Annotated in this window: 11 protein-coding genes; 4 read left to right on the top strand and 7 right to left on the bottom strand. The window is 63.7% G+C overall.

All coding sequences use genetic code 11. The features are described from left to right. Positions 1-2: 2 nt before the first annotated feature. The 3 genes from VT84_RS15605 to VT84_RS15595 form a co-directional block, all read right to left on the bottom strand. Positions 3-404, bottom strand: a complete 402-nt coding sequence (locus VT84_RS15605; RefSeq protein WP_052557525.1) for a cytidine deaminase — start codon at positions 402-404, stop codon at positions 3-5. After that, positions 401-1,714: a thymidine phosphorylase gene (locus tag VT84_RS15600; protein ID WP_052557523.1), complete on the bottom strand. Its 1,314-nt coding sequence runs from the start codon at positions 1,712-1,714 to the stop codon at positions 401-403. The genes VT84_RS15605 and VT84_RS15600 overlap by 4 nt, the downstream gene beginning before the upstream one ends. A 151-nt stretch (positions 1,715-1,865) precedes the next feature. Next, entirely contained in the window at positions 1,866-3,131 is a 1,266-nt protein-coding gene (locus VT84_RS15595) for a hypothetical protein (protein ID WP_082840190.1), read from the bottom strand. Between the two features lie 374 nt (positions 3,132-3,505). Here VT84_RS15595 and VT84_RS15590 point away from each other — a divergent pair, with 374 nt between their 5' ends. From VT84_RS15590 to VT84_RS15580, 3 genes are all read left to right on the top strand, one after another. After that, complete coding sequence (locus VT84_RS15590; RefSeq protein ID WP_052557520.1) at positions 3,506-4,057, top strand: hypothetical protein; 552 nt, start codon at positions 3,506-3,508, stop codon at positions 4,055-4,057. Between the two features lie 166 nt (positions 4,058-4,223). After that, positions 4,224-7,409: a hypothetical protein gene (locus tag VT84_RS15585; protein WP_082840189.1), complete on the top strand. Its 3,186-nt coding sequence runs from the start codon at positions 4,224-4,226 to the stop codon at positions 7,407-7,409. A gap of 233 nt (positions 7,410-7,642) precedes the next feature. Next, positions 7,643-8,581, top strand: a complete 939-nt coding sequence (locus tag VT84_RS15580; RefSeq protein ID WP_052557517.1) for an SMP-30/gluconolactonase/LRE family protein — start codon at positions 7,643-7,645, stop codon at positions 8,579-8,581. A 143-nt stretch (positions 8,582-8,724) separates the two neighbouring features. Here VT84_RS15580 and VT84_RS15575 read toward each other — a convergent pair whose 3' ends face one another. The 3 genes from VT84_RS15575 to VT84_RS15565 form a co-directional block, all read right to left on the bottom strand. Next, positions 8,725-12,087 carry a S41 family peptidase gene (locus VT84_RS15575; protein WP_082840188.1) on the bottom strand — a complete coding sequence of 1,121 codons (3,363 nt, stop codon included), beginning with the start codon at positions 12,085-12,087 and terminating at the stop codon, positions 8,725-8,727. Positions 12,088-12,310: 223 nt separating this feature from the next. After that, the gene (locus VT84_RS15570; protein ID WP_052557513.1) at positions 12,311-13,699 is read right to left on the bottom strand and encodes a trypsin-like peptidase domain-containing protein; all 1,389 of its coding nucleotides are present in this window, start codon (positions 13,697-13,699) and stop codon (positions 12,311-12,313) included. A 69-nt stretch (positions 13,700-13,768) separates the two neighbouring features. Then, positions 13,769-14,257 carry a metallophosphoesterase family protein gene (locus VT84_RS15565; RefSeq protein ID WP_052557510.1) on the bottom strand — a complete coding sequence of 163 codons (489 nt, stop codon included), beginning with the start codon at positions 14,255-14,257 and terminating at the stop codon, positions 13,769-13,771. A 124-nt stretch (positions 14,258-14,381) separates the two neighbouring features. Here VT84_RS15565 and VT84_RS15560 point away from each other — a divergent pair, with 124 nt between their 5' ends. Beyond that, positions 14,382-15,422: a thiamine-phosphate kinase gene (locus VT84_RS15560; RefSeq protein WP_082843308.1), complete on the top strand. Its 1,041-nt coding sequence runs from the start codon at positions 14,382-14,384 to the stop codon at positions 15,420-15,422. A gap of 105 nt (positions 15,423-15,527) precedes the next feature. Here the strand turns inward: VT84_RS15560 and VT84_RS15555 are convergent, their stop codons facing one another. Continuing rightward, on the bottom strand, positions 15,528-16,550 hold the full coding sequence (locus VT84_RS15555; RefSeq protein ID WP_052557508.1) for a hypothetical protein: 1,023 nt from the start codon (positions 16,548-16,550) through the stop codon (positions 15,528-15,530). Between the last annotated feature and the right edge of the window lie 97 nt (positions 16,551-16,647).

Genomic DNA, 16,647 nt, shown 5'->3' with positions numbered 1-16,647 from the left:
CCTCAAGCTCCGGGTTCGCCGAGTTGGTTCGCATCAAACGCGCCGGGGATCAGGTCGCGCACGGTCCATTTCAACACATCGCCCTTGAGATTAGCGAGCAACACCTCGGCCTCGGGCGCGAACTCCCAGAGCAGTTGGCGGCACGCCCCGCACGGGGGCGTCGGTGTCGCGGTATCGGTGACGACGGCCACGCGAGTGAAGCGCTGAAAGCCGTCAGCCACCCCGCGGAAGATCGCGACGCGCTCCGCGCACATCGTGAGACCGTAGCTCGCGCTCTCGACATTACACCCGGGAACGATCGCGCCGTCGGGTGTTTCGAGTGCAGCCCCCACCCGGAACTTCGAGAACGGCGCGAACGCCCGCTCTCGTGCCGAAGTCGCGGCCGCGATCAGCGGATCTGTCACGCGAGTTCCTCCAGGATGAGGGGGGCTTCTGCCGGTGGCGCCTCGGTCACTTGGAACGCTCCGGCCAGAATCGGCAGTGCGGAAGTGAGTTTCGCGTCGTCGCGGTAATGCACCTCGAACACGGCATCTCCGGGGACGACATGCTCGCCCGGCTTCGCCCGCACAATGATCCCAACGGCCGGGTCGATGGCATCCTCGGCACGACTGCGTCCGCCGCCGAGTATGCGGGCTGCGATTCCGACCTTCTCTGCATCGATGGTCGCAACAAAACCGGTCCGGTCCGCGTTCACGCGCGTAGTTGTGGGAGTGGTCGGAAGTCGCGAATAATCATCGACTACCCGCGGATCACCGCCCTGCTGCTCGATGCACTTGCGGAACACTTCAAGTCCCGCGCCATTCGCGAGTGCTTCGCGCACCAGGGCTTCGGGCTTCGTATCGTCGGGCGCGCCGAACGCGATGCGCACCATGCGCGCGGCGAGTTTCACCGAGAGTTCAGTCACGTCTTTCGGGCCGTTGCCCTTCAGCGTTTCGATGGATTCGACCACTTCGAGTGCGTTGCCCACGAACCGGCCCAACGGAGCGTCCATTGCTGTGATGAAGGCGCTCACGTTCAGTCCGTTCGCGGTGCCGACCTTCACGATCGATTGCGCCAGCGCCCGTGAGCGGTCGCGCGTCTTCATAAACGCCCCGCGACCACTTTTCACATCCATCACCAGGCCCGAAATTCCCTCAGACAGCTTCTTACTCAAAATGGACGCGGTGATGAGCGGAATGCTCTCGACGGTCGCGGTCACGTCGCGCAGCGCGTACAGCGTTTTGTCGGCCGGGGCGATGTCCGCGGTCTGTCCGATCATGCCCAGCCCCACGTTCCTGAGAGCGGCGCGGAACTCGGTTTCACTCAGGTGAACGTTGAACCCGGGGATCGCTTCGAGTTTGTCGAGCGTGCCGCCGGAGTGCCCCAACCCGCGCCCGGACATCATCGGCACGACCACCCCGCACGCCGCCGCGAGCGGGCCGAGGATCAGAGACGTTTTGTCCCCGACTCCGCCCGTACTGTGCTTATCGACCTTCGGCCCTTCAATATCGGACAGGTCGAGCCGCGTACCCGAATCGGCCATCGCGCGCGTGAGGTGGGCCGCTTCGTCGGGTGCCATGCCGTTCAGGTAAATCGCCATCAGGAGCGCGGTGAGGTGGTACTTCTCCCACCCGCTCCCGTCAAGACGCGCGGCCGCCCCGACAAATGCGTCGATCTGCTCCGGTGACAGTGCCCCACCGTCGCGCTTCGTTTGAATCACATCACCGGGTCGCATTGGCGGCTCCTCTCAGCGGTTCCCACGGCGAGGTCAAGCATACCCCTTTCGTATGAGTGGGCCAACGCATCGCGTTCAGGTGCGCAGAAAAACAAAAAACGAAACGAGCCGGGAATCGCTCCCGGCCCGCGTCGATGCGTTTCATCACCCGTTACTTTTGAACCGCAGTCGATTTTGCGTCGATGCGCTTCGCGGCGCTTTGTTCGGCTTCGATTCGGAACCGCCCGAGTTTGGACAGTTCGCGCTGGGCCGCGTTCAATTCGGCTTCGGCTGCCCGGGCGCGTTTTACTTGTTGCTCCGCGGTCGCTTCCTGCTCCGGAGTGAGGAAGTCGTGCCGACCGACGAGCACGCGGACCAGTTCCGTCGGCTTCGGGTCCATCGTGAGCGGGAGCAATTCGTCCGTCTTCGCACGGGGAACGAGGTACAGCAACCGCGAGCCCTCTTCGCCGAACCACGCGCTGTCCCACGTCTTCACCATCGCCTTCGCTTCCTTCTCGTACAGCCCCGTCCCGGTCAGCTCTTTAACGAGGAGCTCCGCAAGGCCGTCGCGATCGGAGTTCACTTCGGGCAGGTTCGCAACGGTTTCCGCGCCGGAATCGAGCGCCCCCACCGGGCGGAACCCGAGCTTGCCCCCGCGAACAGTGACCAGCACCAGCCCATCCGCGCGCCCGCCGGAGTGGTTCCTTACACGAACTTTGTCCCCACCGAGCGCTCGAACGGTAACCGGCGGCGGGAACGTGCCCACCCCGCGGTAGAACAGGAACTTCTCGTGCTGCATGACGGTGCCGCCACGCAACCGGTAGTCGTCTTGTTCGTCCTCGCGCGTCCCGCGCTTCGCAACGGCCGCTTGGAGCGGCACGGCATCGGTCGCCCGCGCGTGGAAATAGTGGTTCCCGTCCGTGGCGCGGCTCGGGTGATCGCGCGGGAGCGTGACCGCTTCGTTCGGCAGCAGCTTCACGTCCCACCGGATGCTCTGGCCCCCGCTCTTATCGTTCTGTGCAGTGCAGACCGGCGTGCCGCTCGCGAACGGGTACCACTCGGTGATCCACCCCTTCGGGAAGTCCACTTTCACAGACACCCGCGTTTCCTTGTCCGTGTAGAAGTAGACGACCGGCGTCTCCATGCTCACGAGGCCGTTGCGAAACAGGCGCCCGGCCTTCGAGTTTTCGTCCCCCTGGTAGTAGACGAAGTGCGGGAGGTCGGTGTTGTTCGGCCGGAAGCCCATCGGCTCGCCATCCGACCCGGAGAAGCTGGTGAACGTGCCCCACTCGTGCGCCACGAGTCGCGCCGGTGGAACGGGTGGCGGAACCGGCGCGCCGGCACGCGGCTCGACCGGGCTGGCAGCAGTATCGGGAACCGCAAGGTACCCGGCCGCGACCGCACCACACGCGACCGCCGCAACAAGGAGAGTTCGCATAGCAATCCCCACTCAAGGAGAGAAGCAGGTCGCCCACAAACGACCACGAATGCACCTTACACGCGCCGGCCGACAACAGAATGTTGGTACCCCGAAAAACTAAACAGCAAAGTGTTGGGAATAAGGCAAGTGAGCGATCAATTGGTGCCGAGATGTGGCCAAAAAAGGCGCAGGGGCAACATTTTTTGGAGGCATCGAATAATCGCCAACCCGGGAGCGTCTCCACGTTCGGTCCCGTGATTCGGCCCGTCGAACTCGCCCCAACGGAATCTGAAATAGGGCCTTGTCTTCTCGCGGGACGCGATTACGATCTCTTCGGCCTTTCCGCCGAACCCGGTACGGTTCCGGGCACGGCTTAACAGTAGGAGTGCATCATGCGCGCGATCCGTTTCCTCGGCCTGGCGCTCGTTCTGGTCCTCGGGTTCGGCGTCTCCGTCGCCGTCGGCGAAGACGTGAAGTCGGGCTCGACCAAGAAAGTCGGCGGTCCGTTCGACGTGAAGGCGATCACCGGCGAAAAGGCCGGCAAATCCCTGTGCTACTACTGCCAGTACAGCGCCCAAAAGCGCCCGGCCGTGGTGATGATCTTCACCCAGAAGGCCGACGACAACCTCGTCACGGTCGTCAAGGCGGTCGACGAGGTCCAAAAGGCCAACGAAAAGCTCGGCACCGTGGTCGTGGGCGTCAGCGGCGTCGAAGCCGCCGACTTCGAGAAGATCCAAACCACCCACAAGCTGACCACGCCGCTGACCATCGCCGAAGACAAGGACGGCCCGGCCAAGTACGAGCTGAACAAGGCCGCCGCCGTGACCGTGCTCGTCTACAAGCAGGGTGGCGAAGTCACCAAGAACTTCGCGTTCAAGACGACGAAGGAAGCCGCAGAAAAGGCCAAGGAAATCGCCGCCGCCGCGACCGAAGCCGTGAAGTAAGCATTTCATCCGCCATGAAGAAGCCAGGGGTTGAAACCCCTGGCTATTACCGGTAGCCCCGTTGGGGCCGCAAACACACATCGGTGTGTCTGCCTTCTGGACCCCGAAGGGGTCACCGGTAATAGCCAGGGGTTTCAACCCCTGGTGCCGTTATCCGAGCACTTTAGTGGCGTTGGCACCGTTAAACGACCCGCTCTCGACCACTCGCGTGCGGCGCGGTACCATGTTCGGACCGCACACGAGCCCCTTCGCACAGGTTCCCCTCATGTCGTTTCGTGTTCCCTTTCTAGTCGCGTTATCGTTGGTCGTCGTGTCACTCGCCGGGGCGCAACCGCAACCGACGGACGTGAGTGGGCCGATCAACGTCGAACCCAAACCGGTCGCGTCCGACAAGACGGTGAAGCTCGATTACGACATCGTCTACGTTCGCGCGCGGCGGAACGGCGACAAGGTGGGCACCAACTGGCCCGAGATCTCCAACCCGGTGTTCATGGACCCCGGCGCGGACCTCATGCTGCTCCGCCCGGACGGGACCGAAGAAGTTTTGGTGAAAGGTGGCACGGGGTCCGTCACCGATCCCGTCGTGTCGTTCGATGGTGAGTGGGTCTTCTACTCGCACTTCCACGACATGAAGGGCGCAAGCATTTCGCAGGGGCCGTCCGGTGGTGCGGACATCTACAAGATCCATGTGAAATCAAAGAAGGTCGTGCAGCTCACGCGCCAGGGGTTCACCCCCAACATCGGCGCCGCGAATTGGAGCAAGGACTACCGCACGCCCGAAGCGGGCAAGAACTACTTCGAGTATGGTGTCTTCAACACGGGGCCGTGCCCCCTCCCAGGCGGGAAGATCGCGTTCACAAGCAACCGCAACGGGTTCAAACCGCCCAAGCGCGTGCCGCACGTCATGCAACTGTTCGTGATGGACGAGGACGGGAGCAACGTCGAGTGCATCGGGCACCTGAACCTCGGCATGGCACTGCACCCGACCGTGATGCGCGACGGGCGCATCATGTTCAGCTCGCTCGAATCGCAGGGGTTGCGAGCCTCCACGCTCTGGGGGCTGTGGAACATCAACCCGGACGGTACCGGCTGGGGACCGGTGGCCAGCGCGTTCATGCCCGGCGCCAGCCCGAGCGCGTGGCACTTCCAGACACAGATGAGCGACGGATCGATCGTCGCGGAAGAATACTACAACCAGACGTCGAGCGGGTTTGGAAGCCTGGTGAAGTTCCCCGTCACGCCCCCCAGCGGAGAAGCCGCGTTCGGTCCCGGGTACACCCTCGATCCGCGGAACCCCGTCCTGCGACACGGGCGCCTCGATTCGGGCGCTGCGCGCACCCGCAGGCTGCCCTTTAGCCCGTATGGGGTCGAGTCGATCACGCAGTTCGCGCGGGCCGACGAGGGGCCGGCCGATTTCGCCGTCCGCGGCCAGCGCGTTGGAACACGAGTCGGCAAAGTCACGCACCCGTCGGCCGCGCCAGACAACCACCTCCTGACGGTCTGGTCAAACGGTCCCGTCAACGGCGGGTACACGGTCCACGTCCCCGCGGTCGACGGCGGGCTGTACCTCATCAAAGAGGGCAAAGCCGTCAACGAACCAGGCGAGATGCTGCTCATCAAAAACGACCCGAAGTACAACGAGCAATGGCCCCGCGCATTAGTGCCTTACAAGCGCATTCATGGTGTCGATGAGCCGAAAAAGCTCGCCTCACTTGCGAATGACGGCACACTCTCGAAACATCTCCCGGCGGGTACGCCGTTCGGCCTCGTGGGGACGTCGAGCTTCTACAAGCGCGAGAGCTACCCCAACGGCGTCGTGAAGCCAGGCACGGTCACTGCGGCGTTCGCGGGCGGACCGGATGCGACCGGCACGCAAGACCTCGACCCGTTCAACACCACGGTCGACGCCACCTCGCTGAACTGGTTCAACCAGGGCGCGGACGCGGGCCGGTACACGAACGACGACATCCACGCGGTGCGCATCCTCGCGATGGAACCCGCCACGGACCGCAATAGGGGGCCGCACTCCGGACGCACGTTCCGCAGTCACGCGACCGAGCGCCTGCGGATTCTCGGCGAGATCCCGCTGCGCAAGTTCGCGAACGGCAAGCAACCAACCGATCCCGATGGGAACCCGGACACGAGTTTCCTCGCGAAAATCCCCGCGGACACGGGGTTCACGTTCCAGACGCTCGACAAGAATGGCATGGTACTGAACATGGCCCAGACGTGGCACCAGGTGCGCCCGGGTGAAATCCGCAACGATTGCGGCGGGTGCCACGCCCACAGCCAGAAGCCGACCGAGTTCAAGCTGACCGCCGCGGCGAAAGCCGACTACGAGGTCTTCGACCTCACGCAGAAGACGCCGCTGCTGACTACGAAGGCGCAAGACGAATCGAAGAAGCAGTGGGACGCGCGCGGGGAAACTGGCGTGAAGTTCGCCGACGGCGTAAAGAACGTCGAATACTTCCGCGACGTGAAACCGATCCTCGATCGCAGTTGCGCGGCGTGCCACACGCTGAAGGGTGACGCGCCCGCGAAACTGGTGCTCGACGACCACAAGACGGTAAACGTGGCCGACTGCGACGACGTGCCCGGCACGTACTACCGGCTCGCGATGGACGGGGCCGGTCGGTTCGGGCACAAGCCACTCATCACGGGCTGGCGCGGGGCGAACGCTTCCCGTTACGTGCGCATGTTCCAGTCGCGCCGCAGTCTGCTCGTCTGGAAGGTCTACGGTGCCCGGCTTGACGGCTGGAGCAACGACGACTTCCCCACGGAAACCACGCCCGGCGACGCGCGAACGCTGAAACTGAAGGGCGAACCGGTTACGAACACACTCGCGAACCGGAACCGCGCGGACCTCGATTTCACCGGTAGCGTGATGCCGCCCCCCGAAGCGGTGAAGGCCAGTAAAGTGGCACCGCTGACGGACGAGGACAAGCTGACGCTGGTGCGCTGGATCGACCTGGGCTGTCCCATCGACCTCGATTACGACCCGGCCGCGCCACAAAAGACCGGCTTCGGCTGGGCACTCGACGACCAGCGCCCCACGCTCGCTCTCACTTCGCCGAAGGCCGGCACGAACCCGCCGCTCGATCGTATTCTGGTCGGGATGCACGACTACGGTACCGGTCTCGACGCGACGAGCTTCACCGTAACCGCGACCTTCGCCGCGAACGGCACCGCGGCGGGAACGAACCTCGCGGGGAAATTCACCCCGCTCGGCGGCGGTGTGTACGAACTGAAACTCACCACACCGCTCACCGGCGTCAACGAGAAACTCATCGTGAGCGTGAAGGACAAACAGGGGAACGTCACGCACATCGATCGCACGTTCTCGGCAAAGTAAACGCAGTAGCACAGGGATCCCGCCCTGTGCTACGGAAGTCGGCCCCTCCGGGGTGAAGACGAAGAATCGAGGATTCCTCGTCTTCACCCCGGAGGGGCCGATTCGTTTTGGAGTCGGTGCATTTCACTCCGGAAGAACCGGTCTCGCCCTATCGCGGGCGAGGTTAACGTTTGACCCGCGTTCGCGTTGCGGGAACAATGTCCGGCGGTTTCCTTTCCCACGCAGGACGTCTCATGTTCCGCACACGTTTCCTGATCGCGCTCGCGCTGCCAGCGCTCCCACTCGTCGCTCATTCGGCCGACCCACTACCTGTTCCCAACACGGTCCGCGCGGAGAGCGAATCGCCCGTGGCCCCGGGCGCGAAGGTCGAGAAGCTCGCGAGCGGGTTCAAGTTCACCGAAGGCCCAGCGCCCGACGCGGACGGCAACGTGTACTTCACCGACCAGCCGAACGACAAGATCCTGAAGTGGAGCACGGACGGCAAACTCACCACGTTCATGGAACCGTGCGGGCGCTCCAACGGGCTGTCCTTCGACAAGAACGGCACCCTGTGGGCGTGCGCCGACGAGAAGAACGAGTTGTGGAAGATCGACGTGAAGACGAAGGAGAAGACCGTCGTCGTGAAGGACTACAACGGCAAACTGCTCAACGGCCCGAACGACATCTGGGTGCGCGACGACGGCAGCGCGTTCTTCTCCGACCCGTTCTACAAGCGCCCCTACTGGAAGCGCGGGCCGATCGAGCAGGACAAGCAGGCTGTGTACTTCGTCTCGGTTGATGGCAAGCTGAGCCGCGCGGACGCCGGCGACATCAAGCAGCCGAACGGCATCATCGGCACGCCTGACGGCAAAACGCTCTACGTCGCCGACATCGGCGCGGGCAAGACGTACCAGTACGACGTCGATAAAGACGGGGCGCTCAAGAACCGCAAACTGTTCTGCTCACAAGGCTCCGACGGGATGACCATCGACGACGCGGGGAACGTGTACTTCACGCTGGGCAAGGCCGTGACGATCTACGACAAGAGCGGGAAGAAGGTGACCGCAATCGACGTCCCGGAGGGCACCACGAACGTGTGCTTCGGCGGCAAGGACATGAAGACGCTGTTTATCACTGCGGGCACGGGGTTCTATTCGATCCCGATGAAGGTGAAGGGGGTGGCACGGCAGTAGGAGAGAATAGATCAGATCCAAGAGAAGAACCGCAGATAACGCGGATCACGCAGATTAAGACAAAAAGACGAATTTAATTGCAATTCGTTTTTGTCTTAATCTGCGTGATCCGCGTTATCTGCGGTTCTTCTCTTTCATTTTCCTTACGGTTGCGGCAGTGCCCGCTTCGGGTACTCGGGCCGCGCGTCCTTCTTCGGCGGGTTCTTCTTCAGCGCCTCCAGCGCCAGTTCGATCGCCTTTTCCAACTGCGGGTCTTTGCCGGCGATCAGATCCTTCGGCCACATGGTCACGTCGAAGTCGGGCGCCACGCCCTCGTTCTCTACGATGAACCCGCCGTCCGGCGACCAGATCGCGAAGCTGGGTGAGGTCACCGTTCCGCCGTCCATCAGCACCGGGTAGCCCGAGATCCCGACCAGCCCGCCCCACGTGCGCTTGCCGACCAGCGGGCCGACGCCGAACTTGCGGAACATGTACGGCAGCATGTCGCCACCGGACCCCGCGCCTTCGTCGATAATCATGACCTTCGGCCCGAACACGGCCGCGCTCGGTGAGCGGTTGTCGGCCCCGTGGCGCGGCGCCCAGTAGCTCGCGAACGGCCGGCGCAGGATGTCGATGTAGTAGTCGGCGATCTGCCCGCCGCTGTTGAAGCGCTCGTCGATAATGAGTGCGTCCTTATCGACTTGCGGGAAGAAGTACCGCTTGAAGTCGGCCATGCCGCCGGCCGCGGTGTCGCGCACGTGAACGTACCCGACCTTCCCGCCGGTCGCCTTCTCGACCTTCTTCAGGTTCCCCTCCACCCAGTCCATGTTGCGGAGGTTGTACTCGCTCGCGATCGGCTCGACGGTCACGGTGCGCGAGCCCGTACCGTCCGCGTTCGGTCCGACCGTGAGTTCCGTCAACTTGCCCGAAGTGTTCTCGAATAGCGCGAAGACCTCCGTCGGGGCCTTCAGCTCCTTGCCGTTCACGGCGAGCAGGAACTCGCCCTCCTTCACGTTCACGCCCGGCGCGGTGAGCGGCGAGCGCATGGTCGCGCTCCAGTTCAGCCCGCCGTAGATCTTCTTGAACTTGTACCGGTCGTTCGCGATCTCGTAGTCCGCGCCGAGCAACCCGCCCGGAACGGTCTTACGCTCGAAGGTGCGCTCGCCGAAGCTCGTGATGTAGCTGTGCCCGACCGCGAGTTCCGACAGCATCCACCGGACCACGCGGTACAGGTCCGCGCTGCTCGTCAGGTGCGGGAGGAACACTTCGTACTTCTTCTTCACCGCGGGCCAGTCGGCACCGTGCATGTTGGGGTCGTAGAAGAAGTCGCGGTTGATGCGCCACGCCTCTTCGAGGATCTGCTTCCACTCGGCACGCGGATCGACGCGGACCTCGATGCCCTCGAAGTTCACCTTGCCGTCGCCGCTATCGCCACCCGCCGCACTCGGGGCCGGGGCGGTCGGCCGACCACCCGGGCGCGCGGCGCCGCTGGTCGGGCCGGCCGGAGCCGCACCGCCGCCCGCCGACGACGTGATGAACCAGTTGCCATTGCCGGTGGAGTAGAGCATTTTCCGGCCGTCCGGCGTGAGTTCGTACCCCTGCACCCCGGCTTGCACAACGGACGCGCGCCGGCGCTCGAGGTCGTAACGGCTGAGCGTCGCACCTCCACCGCCGCCCGGTCCACCGCCCCCGCCGCCCTCGGAGCGCGTGAGGTAGTAGATTTGGCCCGCGCTACCGGTTTGCAGCCCGGCGTAGTTACCGGTCGGGAGCGGGAAGGCCAGAATGCGCTGATCGATGTTGGTGAAATCGATCGCGAACGCCGCGTCCTTGTCCTTCTTGTCCGTCTTCGGGGCGGGCTTTTCGCCCTCCCCCTTCTCCTCGTCGCTCTCGCGCAGGAACGGGCTCGGCAGATCCTTGTTCAGCACCACGAGGTTGATCGACCACCGCGGCTGGCGGCTGTCCGCGGCCGACTGGCTGAACCCGTGCTTGCTCATACCGGTGTCGTTGGAACCGAGGAAGTACAGGTACTTCCCGCCCGCGTCGAAGGCCGGCTCGGTCGCCTCGGTCAAGCCATCGGTGATCGGGGTCGATTTGTTCTGTTCGAGCGAGTAAGCGTACACGCGGGAGATCTGCGCGGGCGTGTTGAGCGCGTAGGTCACCCACTTCGAGTCCGGCGACCAGCTCGACGCCGTCAGGCCGCGCCCGAGACCGTGCTTCGGCTCCACGACCTTCGTGATCTTGCCCGACTCGACTTCGAGCACGAACACAGTTTGCGCGTTGTCGGTGAAGAGGATCTTCTTCGAGTCCCGGGACCAGATCGGGTTGAAGTAGAAGCCGCTCCCGGTGAGCTTGACCTTCTTGGCCTCGCCCTTCCCGCTTTGGGGCGCGAGGACGAGTTGGTACTCGCCGCCGGCGTCCGAGAAGTACGCGATCGTCTTCCCGTCCGGCGACCACGACGGGTTGCGCTCGTGAATATCGGGCGTGTTCGTCAGGATGCGGGCGTCGCCCTTTTCGGCGGGCACCGTCACGATCTCACCGCGGAACTCCACCGCGACGCGGGAGCCGCTCGGCGAGACGCTCACGTCGCGCACGTACTTGGAGCCCTTCGCGAACCGCGGACGGGCCTCGTTGTTGTCGATCGTGATCCCGACCTTCAGCCGCGTCGAAACGGACTCGGGCAGCGTCACCAGGTGCAGGTACCCGGCTTGCTCGAAAATGAGCTTCTTGCCGTCGGTGTTGATGTCGAGCACCGGGAAGTCGGTGAACTTGGTGAATTGCTTGACGTCCTTGTTGTCGGTGTCGTAGGCGAACACGTTGTACTCGCCCGCCCGGTCCGAGCGGAAGTACAGCGTGTGGCCCACCCAGTTCGGGTCGAGGTCGTTGCACCGGTCCTTGGGCTGCGGGATCTCGGTCACGTCGTGCGTTTTGACGTTGTAGATCCAGACGCGCGAGTGCGTGCCGCCGCGGTAGTGCTTCCACTGCGCCGTCGCGTCGCGCACCGGGGTGTACGCGATGTACTCACCGTCCGGCGAGTACGCGGCCTCGAAGCCCCACGGGATCGGGAGCTGCGTCGGCATCCCCCCCGTGAGGGGCACCGTAAACAACTGCTGGTAGCGGTTGCTGTAAACGTTCCGCGGCGACGAGAACAGCACGCTCTTGCCGTCCGGGGTGAACCCGCGGACGACGTCGGGCGTGGGGTGCGCGGTGAGCCGCGTGGGGGCGCCGCCGCCGAGGGGAATCGTGTAAACGTCGGTGTTGCCATCGAACTGGGCACTGAACGCGATGGTCTGCCCGTCGGGGCTGAACACCGGGTAGGCTTCCAGCCCGAGGTCGGTGGTGAGCCGGCGCGGGTTTTTACCGTCAATATCGGCGACCCACAGATCTTCGGCGTAAACGAACGCGATGTTCTTCGCGCTCACCGCCGGCATCGTGAGTAACCGCGTATCGTTCGGATCGGGCTGGGCGCTCGCGCTGGCAGGGGCAAGTATCCCCGCCGCGAGCAAAATGAGTCGGAACGAGCGTTTCATATGAACGCCTCGATGGGGCTAGGAGAGGATACAAAGGATAGGCCAGCGACATCTTACGCGACGGGAGACCGACCACAAGGGGACACAAAGAGTCACAGGGCTTCTGCCCACGCACTCAATGACGACCTTCCGGTGCGAAGACAAGGTGGCCCCTATTCTTCGCCCCAGAAAGAAGCATCTTTGCAGCACCGAGCGAAAAAAACGACGACTCATTGCTCGTGTGCTACTTCAACCGCAACACCACGAAGTCCACGTCGCCGTTCGCGCGCAGAACGTGCAACAGGGCGCCCTTTTCGACGTTCGCCTGTTGCAGTGCGTCGTCAAAGGACGCGGCCGAGGTGACGGCGGTTTTGTCCACCTTCAGCACGATCAGTCCGCGCGTCAGTCCGGCCTTCTCCGCGAGACTGTTCCGCGCGACTGTGGCAATCACAGCGCCCTTGAGATCTTGAGGTAAGCTGTTCTTCTTTACGTACTCGGCCGTGAGATCGGTCAGCGCGAGGCCCACGTTGTCCGCGGTAACGCCGCCGGGCGCTGCATCGGGTTTAAGCCCCTGGTGCTCGCTCTCCACCTTCACCTTCCCGACGTAGAACTTGCCGTCGCGCCAGAGCAGGACGTCGACGACCTGGTTGGCGGGCAGCGCCGCGGTGATCTTCTGCACGTCGCGCGAACCTTTAACCACTTCGCCGTTGATCTTGGTAATCACGTCTCCGTTCGTAATGCCGGCCTTGGCCGCGGGCGAATCATCGACGACCTTCGTCACCACGGCGCCGTTCGTACTTCGCGCCCCGGCCCGCTTCGCGCTCTCTTCGTCCAGGTCGCGAACAGCGATCCCGAACATCGGTGCCGTCGGCCGGCGCACAGGACCGTTCTTGAGCAACTCGTCGCCCATCTTCTTCGCGAGGTTACTGGAGACGGCCAAACCGACGCCCTGAAAGCCCCCACTGCGAGTTTTGATCGCGGCCGTGAGGCCGATCACCTTGCCGTCCAGGTTCACGAGCGCCCCGCCGCTGTTCCCCGGGTTCATTGCGGCGTCGGTCTGAATGAAGTCCTCGAACTGGTTCAACTTCAGATTGTTGCGCCCCTTCGCGCTCACGATGCCGCTCGTGACCGAACCCGTCAGACCGAACGGCGCCCCGACCGCGAGCACGCGGTCCCCGATCTCCATCGCGTCGCTGTCGCCGAATTCGAGGAACGGGAGCGGCTCCTTCGATTCGATCTTCACGAGGGCGATGTCGGACCGCGGATCGCGTCGGATATCCGTGGTGACGAACTTGCGGCCGTCGTTGAGTGTGATTTCGACCGAATCGAGATCGGTCACGACGTGGTTGCTTGTAAGGATGACGCCGGTCGGATCGGTAAGCACCCCCGAACCGAAACCGGGGTCGGTGTCTTCGCCCGCGGGGCGCTTGGCCCGCCCCTTCCCCTCGATGCACACCACGCCGGGGAGGACGCGCTTCGCTACGGGCGCGAGCGATTGCCACTCGCGCCCCGGGAGCGGTTGGTTCTGCTGTGGCACCGCGGGTTGACTCGAAATCTGCTGGGTGACGAACGACCCGCCGGCCAGTCCCAGTGCGAGAAACCCGGCCGCGAGCGCCCAGCGTTCGGCTTTCATCGTGTGTTCTCCGCGGTGCGTTTGCCTTCGGAACTGATTGTACCAGACACTAACCCGCACGCGGCACCACTACTTCGGCACACGCAGGAACTGTAACTCCCCGTTCCCCGTGTCCAACAGCGCGACAGTGAACGCATCCGCGCGGTGAAGGGCGCCGGGGTTAATTCGACGCACCCCACCGTCCACGACATCGGACGCGATGTGCGAGTGACCGGACAGGAAGTAATCGGGTTGCGTGGCCAGTACCCGGCGGACGTCCCCGCGCATGTGGCCGTGAGCTACACCAATGTGCACGTCGACTACCTCGACCACGCCGCCCCAACCCAAGCAATCAACACCGAACTCGGTAGCGGCTCGTTCGAGGTGCGGGACCATGTCCGAATCGTGATTGCCGAACACGAACCAGCTCGGGAGTACACGCATAGCGGCCACGATCGCCGGCGACGCCAAATCGCCACAATGAATCAGCGCCTCGGCGCCCGCTTCGCGCAACAGCCCAACGGCGATCTGCGTGCGTTCCCGTTCGTCGTGTGTATCGGACAAAATGCCCAGACGCATGGCTGCGCCAAAATGGAATAAGGAAGGTGTCACTACTGCCGTACTATACACCGGGACTAACTGCCCTCGCACCACTTCCGCACATGAGAATCAGCGAAGTGGGCCGTTGTTGAAGCACGAACTCATGCCAAACGAATTCGAGTATATTGCGTGGTTGCGGGCACAAACACCGACCGATGCGCGCGTGAGGATCGGCCCCGGTGACGACTGTGCCGCACTCGCGCCGCCCGCGCGAGAACTGCTCGTCACGACCGACATGCTGATGGACGGCACGGACTTCATTCTCTCAGAAGTCGATCCGCGCCGGGTCGGGCGCAAGGCAATGGCAGTGAACCTGAGTGACATCGCGGCGATGGCCGGCGTACCCTTCGCGGCAGTCGTGAGCGTGGCGCTCCCTCGACCTACCCCCCCCGCCCCCCGCCCTGAAGGGAAGGGGGAGAAAGAACCTGCAGATGCGGACGCAGCCTCCAGCACAGAGGTATCGCGTGTCAGCTCCCCCTTCCCTTCAGGGAGGGGGGACGGGGGGGTAGGTTTTGCCAACCGCTTCCCGGAACAGCTCTACCTCGGTCTGCGCGATGTAGCCGATGCCTTCGGTGTCCCGATCGTGGGCGGCGATACCAACACTTGGGCCAATAAGCTCGTGATCTCGGTCACGGCGCTCGGTGAAACCACCGCACGCGGCCCAGTGCGGCGCAGCGGCGCGAAGCCGGGCGACTGGCTGTTTGTGACCGGTCCGCTCGGAGGTAGCATTTTGGGCCATCACTTGGATTTCACCCCGCGCGTGCGCGAGGCACTCCTTCTGCACGAAGCGGTCGAACTACGGGCGATGCTTGACATCAGCGACGGCCTCGCCGCGGACCTGAACCACATCTGTGAAGAGAGCAACTGCGGCGCGGTTTTAGTGGCGGAAGCCATCCCCATTTCTGGCGCCGCGCGGGAACTGAGCCACACGTCGGGTAAGACGCCGCTTCAGCACGCACTGGGCGACGGCGAAGACTTCGAGTTGGTGTTCGCAGTGTCGCCGACAGACGGCGCGAAGTTACTGAGTCAGCCACCGGTACCGGGGCTAACCAAGATCGGTGAGTGCGTCGAAGCGGGTTTATGGATCGAAGAGAACGGAACGCGGAAGCCGCTCGCGCCAACGGGATGGGTACACGCGCTGTGAAGGTCGGGAAATCACAAGTCAGAAGAGCAAAGACCCAAATGATTGAGGTCTTTGCTCTTCTGACTTGTGATTTCCCGACCTTCTGACCTGCGACACCTTACTTAACTATTTTGGCAGAACCGCGATCGAACCGGTTTCGCTGACGAAGATCAGGTTCCCGGTGCGGTTGTCCTCGAACACTTCGATCCCGAACCGCCGGGCCTTGTCGAAGCCGCTCTCCCCGGCTTTACGGGCGCCGAGGGCCATCGCGCTCTTCCACGTCACACCCTTCGCGTCCGGCACCTTTGCGGCGTTCGGGGCGGTTGCAACGAACCCGGCTTCGGTGATGTAGAGCAACACGTTCGCGTTCGGGTCTTCAAACACTTCCACGCCCAACTGCTTAGTCTTGGACGTGAATTCCGGCTCGTTCGCCCCGCGCACGCGGAGCACGAGTCCGTGCGCCGCCTTGGGCGGCTGGATTTTCTTCGGGTCCGGGGCGGCACCGGGCGCCGCGGCCGGGGTAATGGCACCGATTTCGGTAACGTAAATCAGCCCGCCCGTATTTTCATCCTTGAACACTTCCAGGCCGAACTTCTTGGCTGTGTCGAATTTTTCTTGCTCTGGAGTGCGAACCTTGGGTTCCAGTGCGTGGTGCCACTTCGGTCCCTTATCGGTGACCAGGCCGCCGGGGACCGGGGCCAGCGCGACGCTGCCCGTTTCGCTCACGTAGAGCAGACTGTTCGACGCCCGGTCCTGGAACAGTTCGACACCAAACTTTTTGGTCTTCTGCGTGAATTCCGCTTCACCGGCCTTGCGGCACGAGAGGTCGTGGGCGGTCAACCACTTGCACGTCTTGTCCATCCCCAGCGCGCCAATCGGGGCCTTCGTGACGGCGAGCGAGCCGGAGTCGCTGATGGCGATGATGGCCCGCGTCGCCTCGTCGCGGAAGAACTCGACGCCGATGCGCGGCGTGTTCGGCCCGAAGTTCGGGTCACCGCCCGTTCGCACCCGCAAATCGTGCCCGTACAGGTGGACCGGCGGTACGATCTTGGCTTTGTCCTGGGCGCTGACGGGGCTCAACGAGCCACCCGCCAGAACAACCATCACCGCCGAAAGTACGGCGACGCCGGCAGCGATCCGCGTCCGCATGATTGAGCCTCGAAAAAGGTTAGAACGGGGCGGTGTCGGAGCCGCCGTCAGGGTTTTATGTGACGAACCCCGGCGACTCGGCTAACAGCATAGTGCA

It is taken from the genome of Gemmata sp. SH-PL17, assembly GCF_001610855.1.
Lineage (GTDB): Bacteria > Planctomycetota > Planctomycetia > Gemmatales > Gemmataceae > Gemmata > Gemmata massiliana.
Note: the sequence above shows the minus strand (reverse complement) of the source record. Positions and strands in the feature narration are given on the sequence as shown.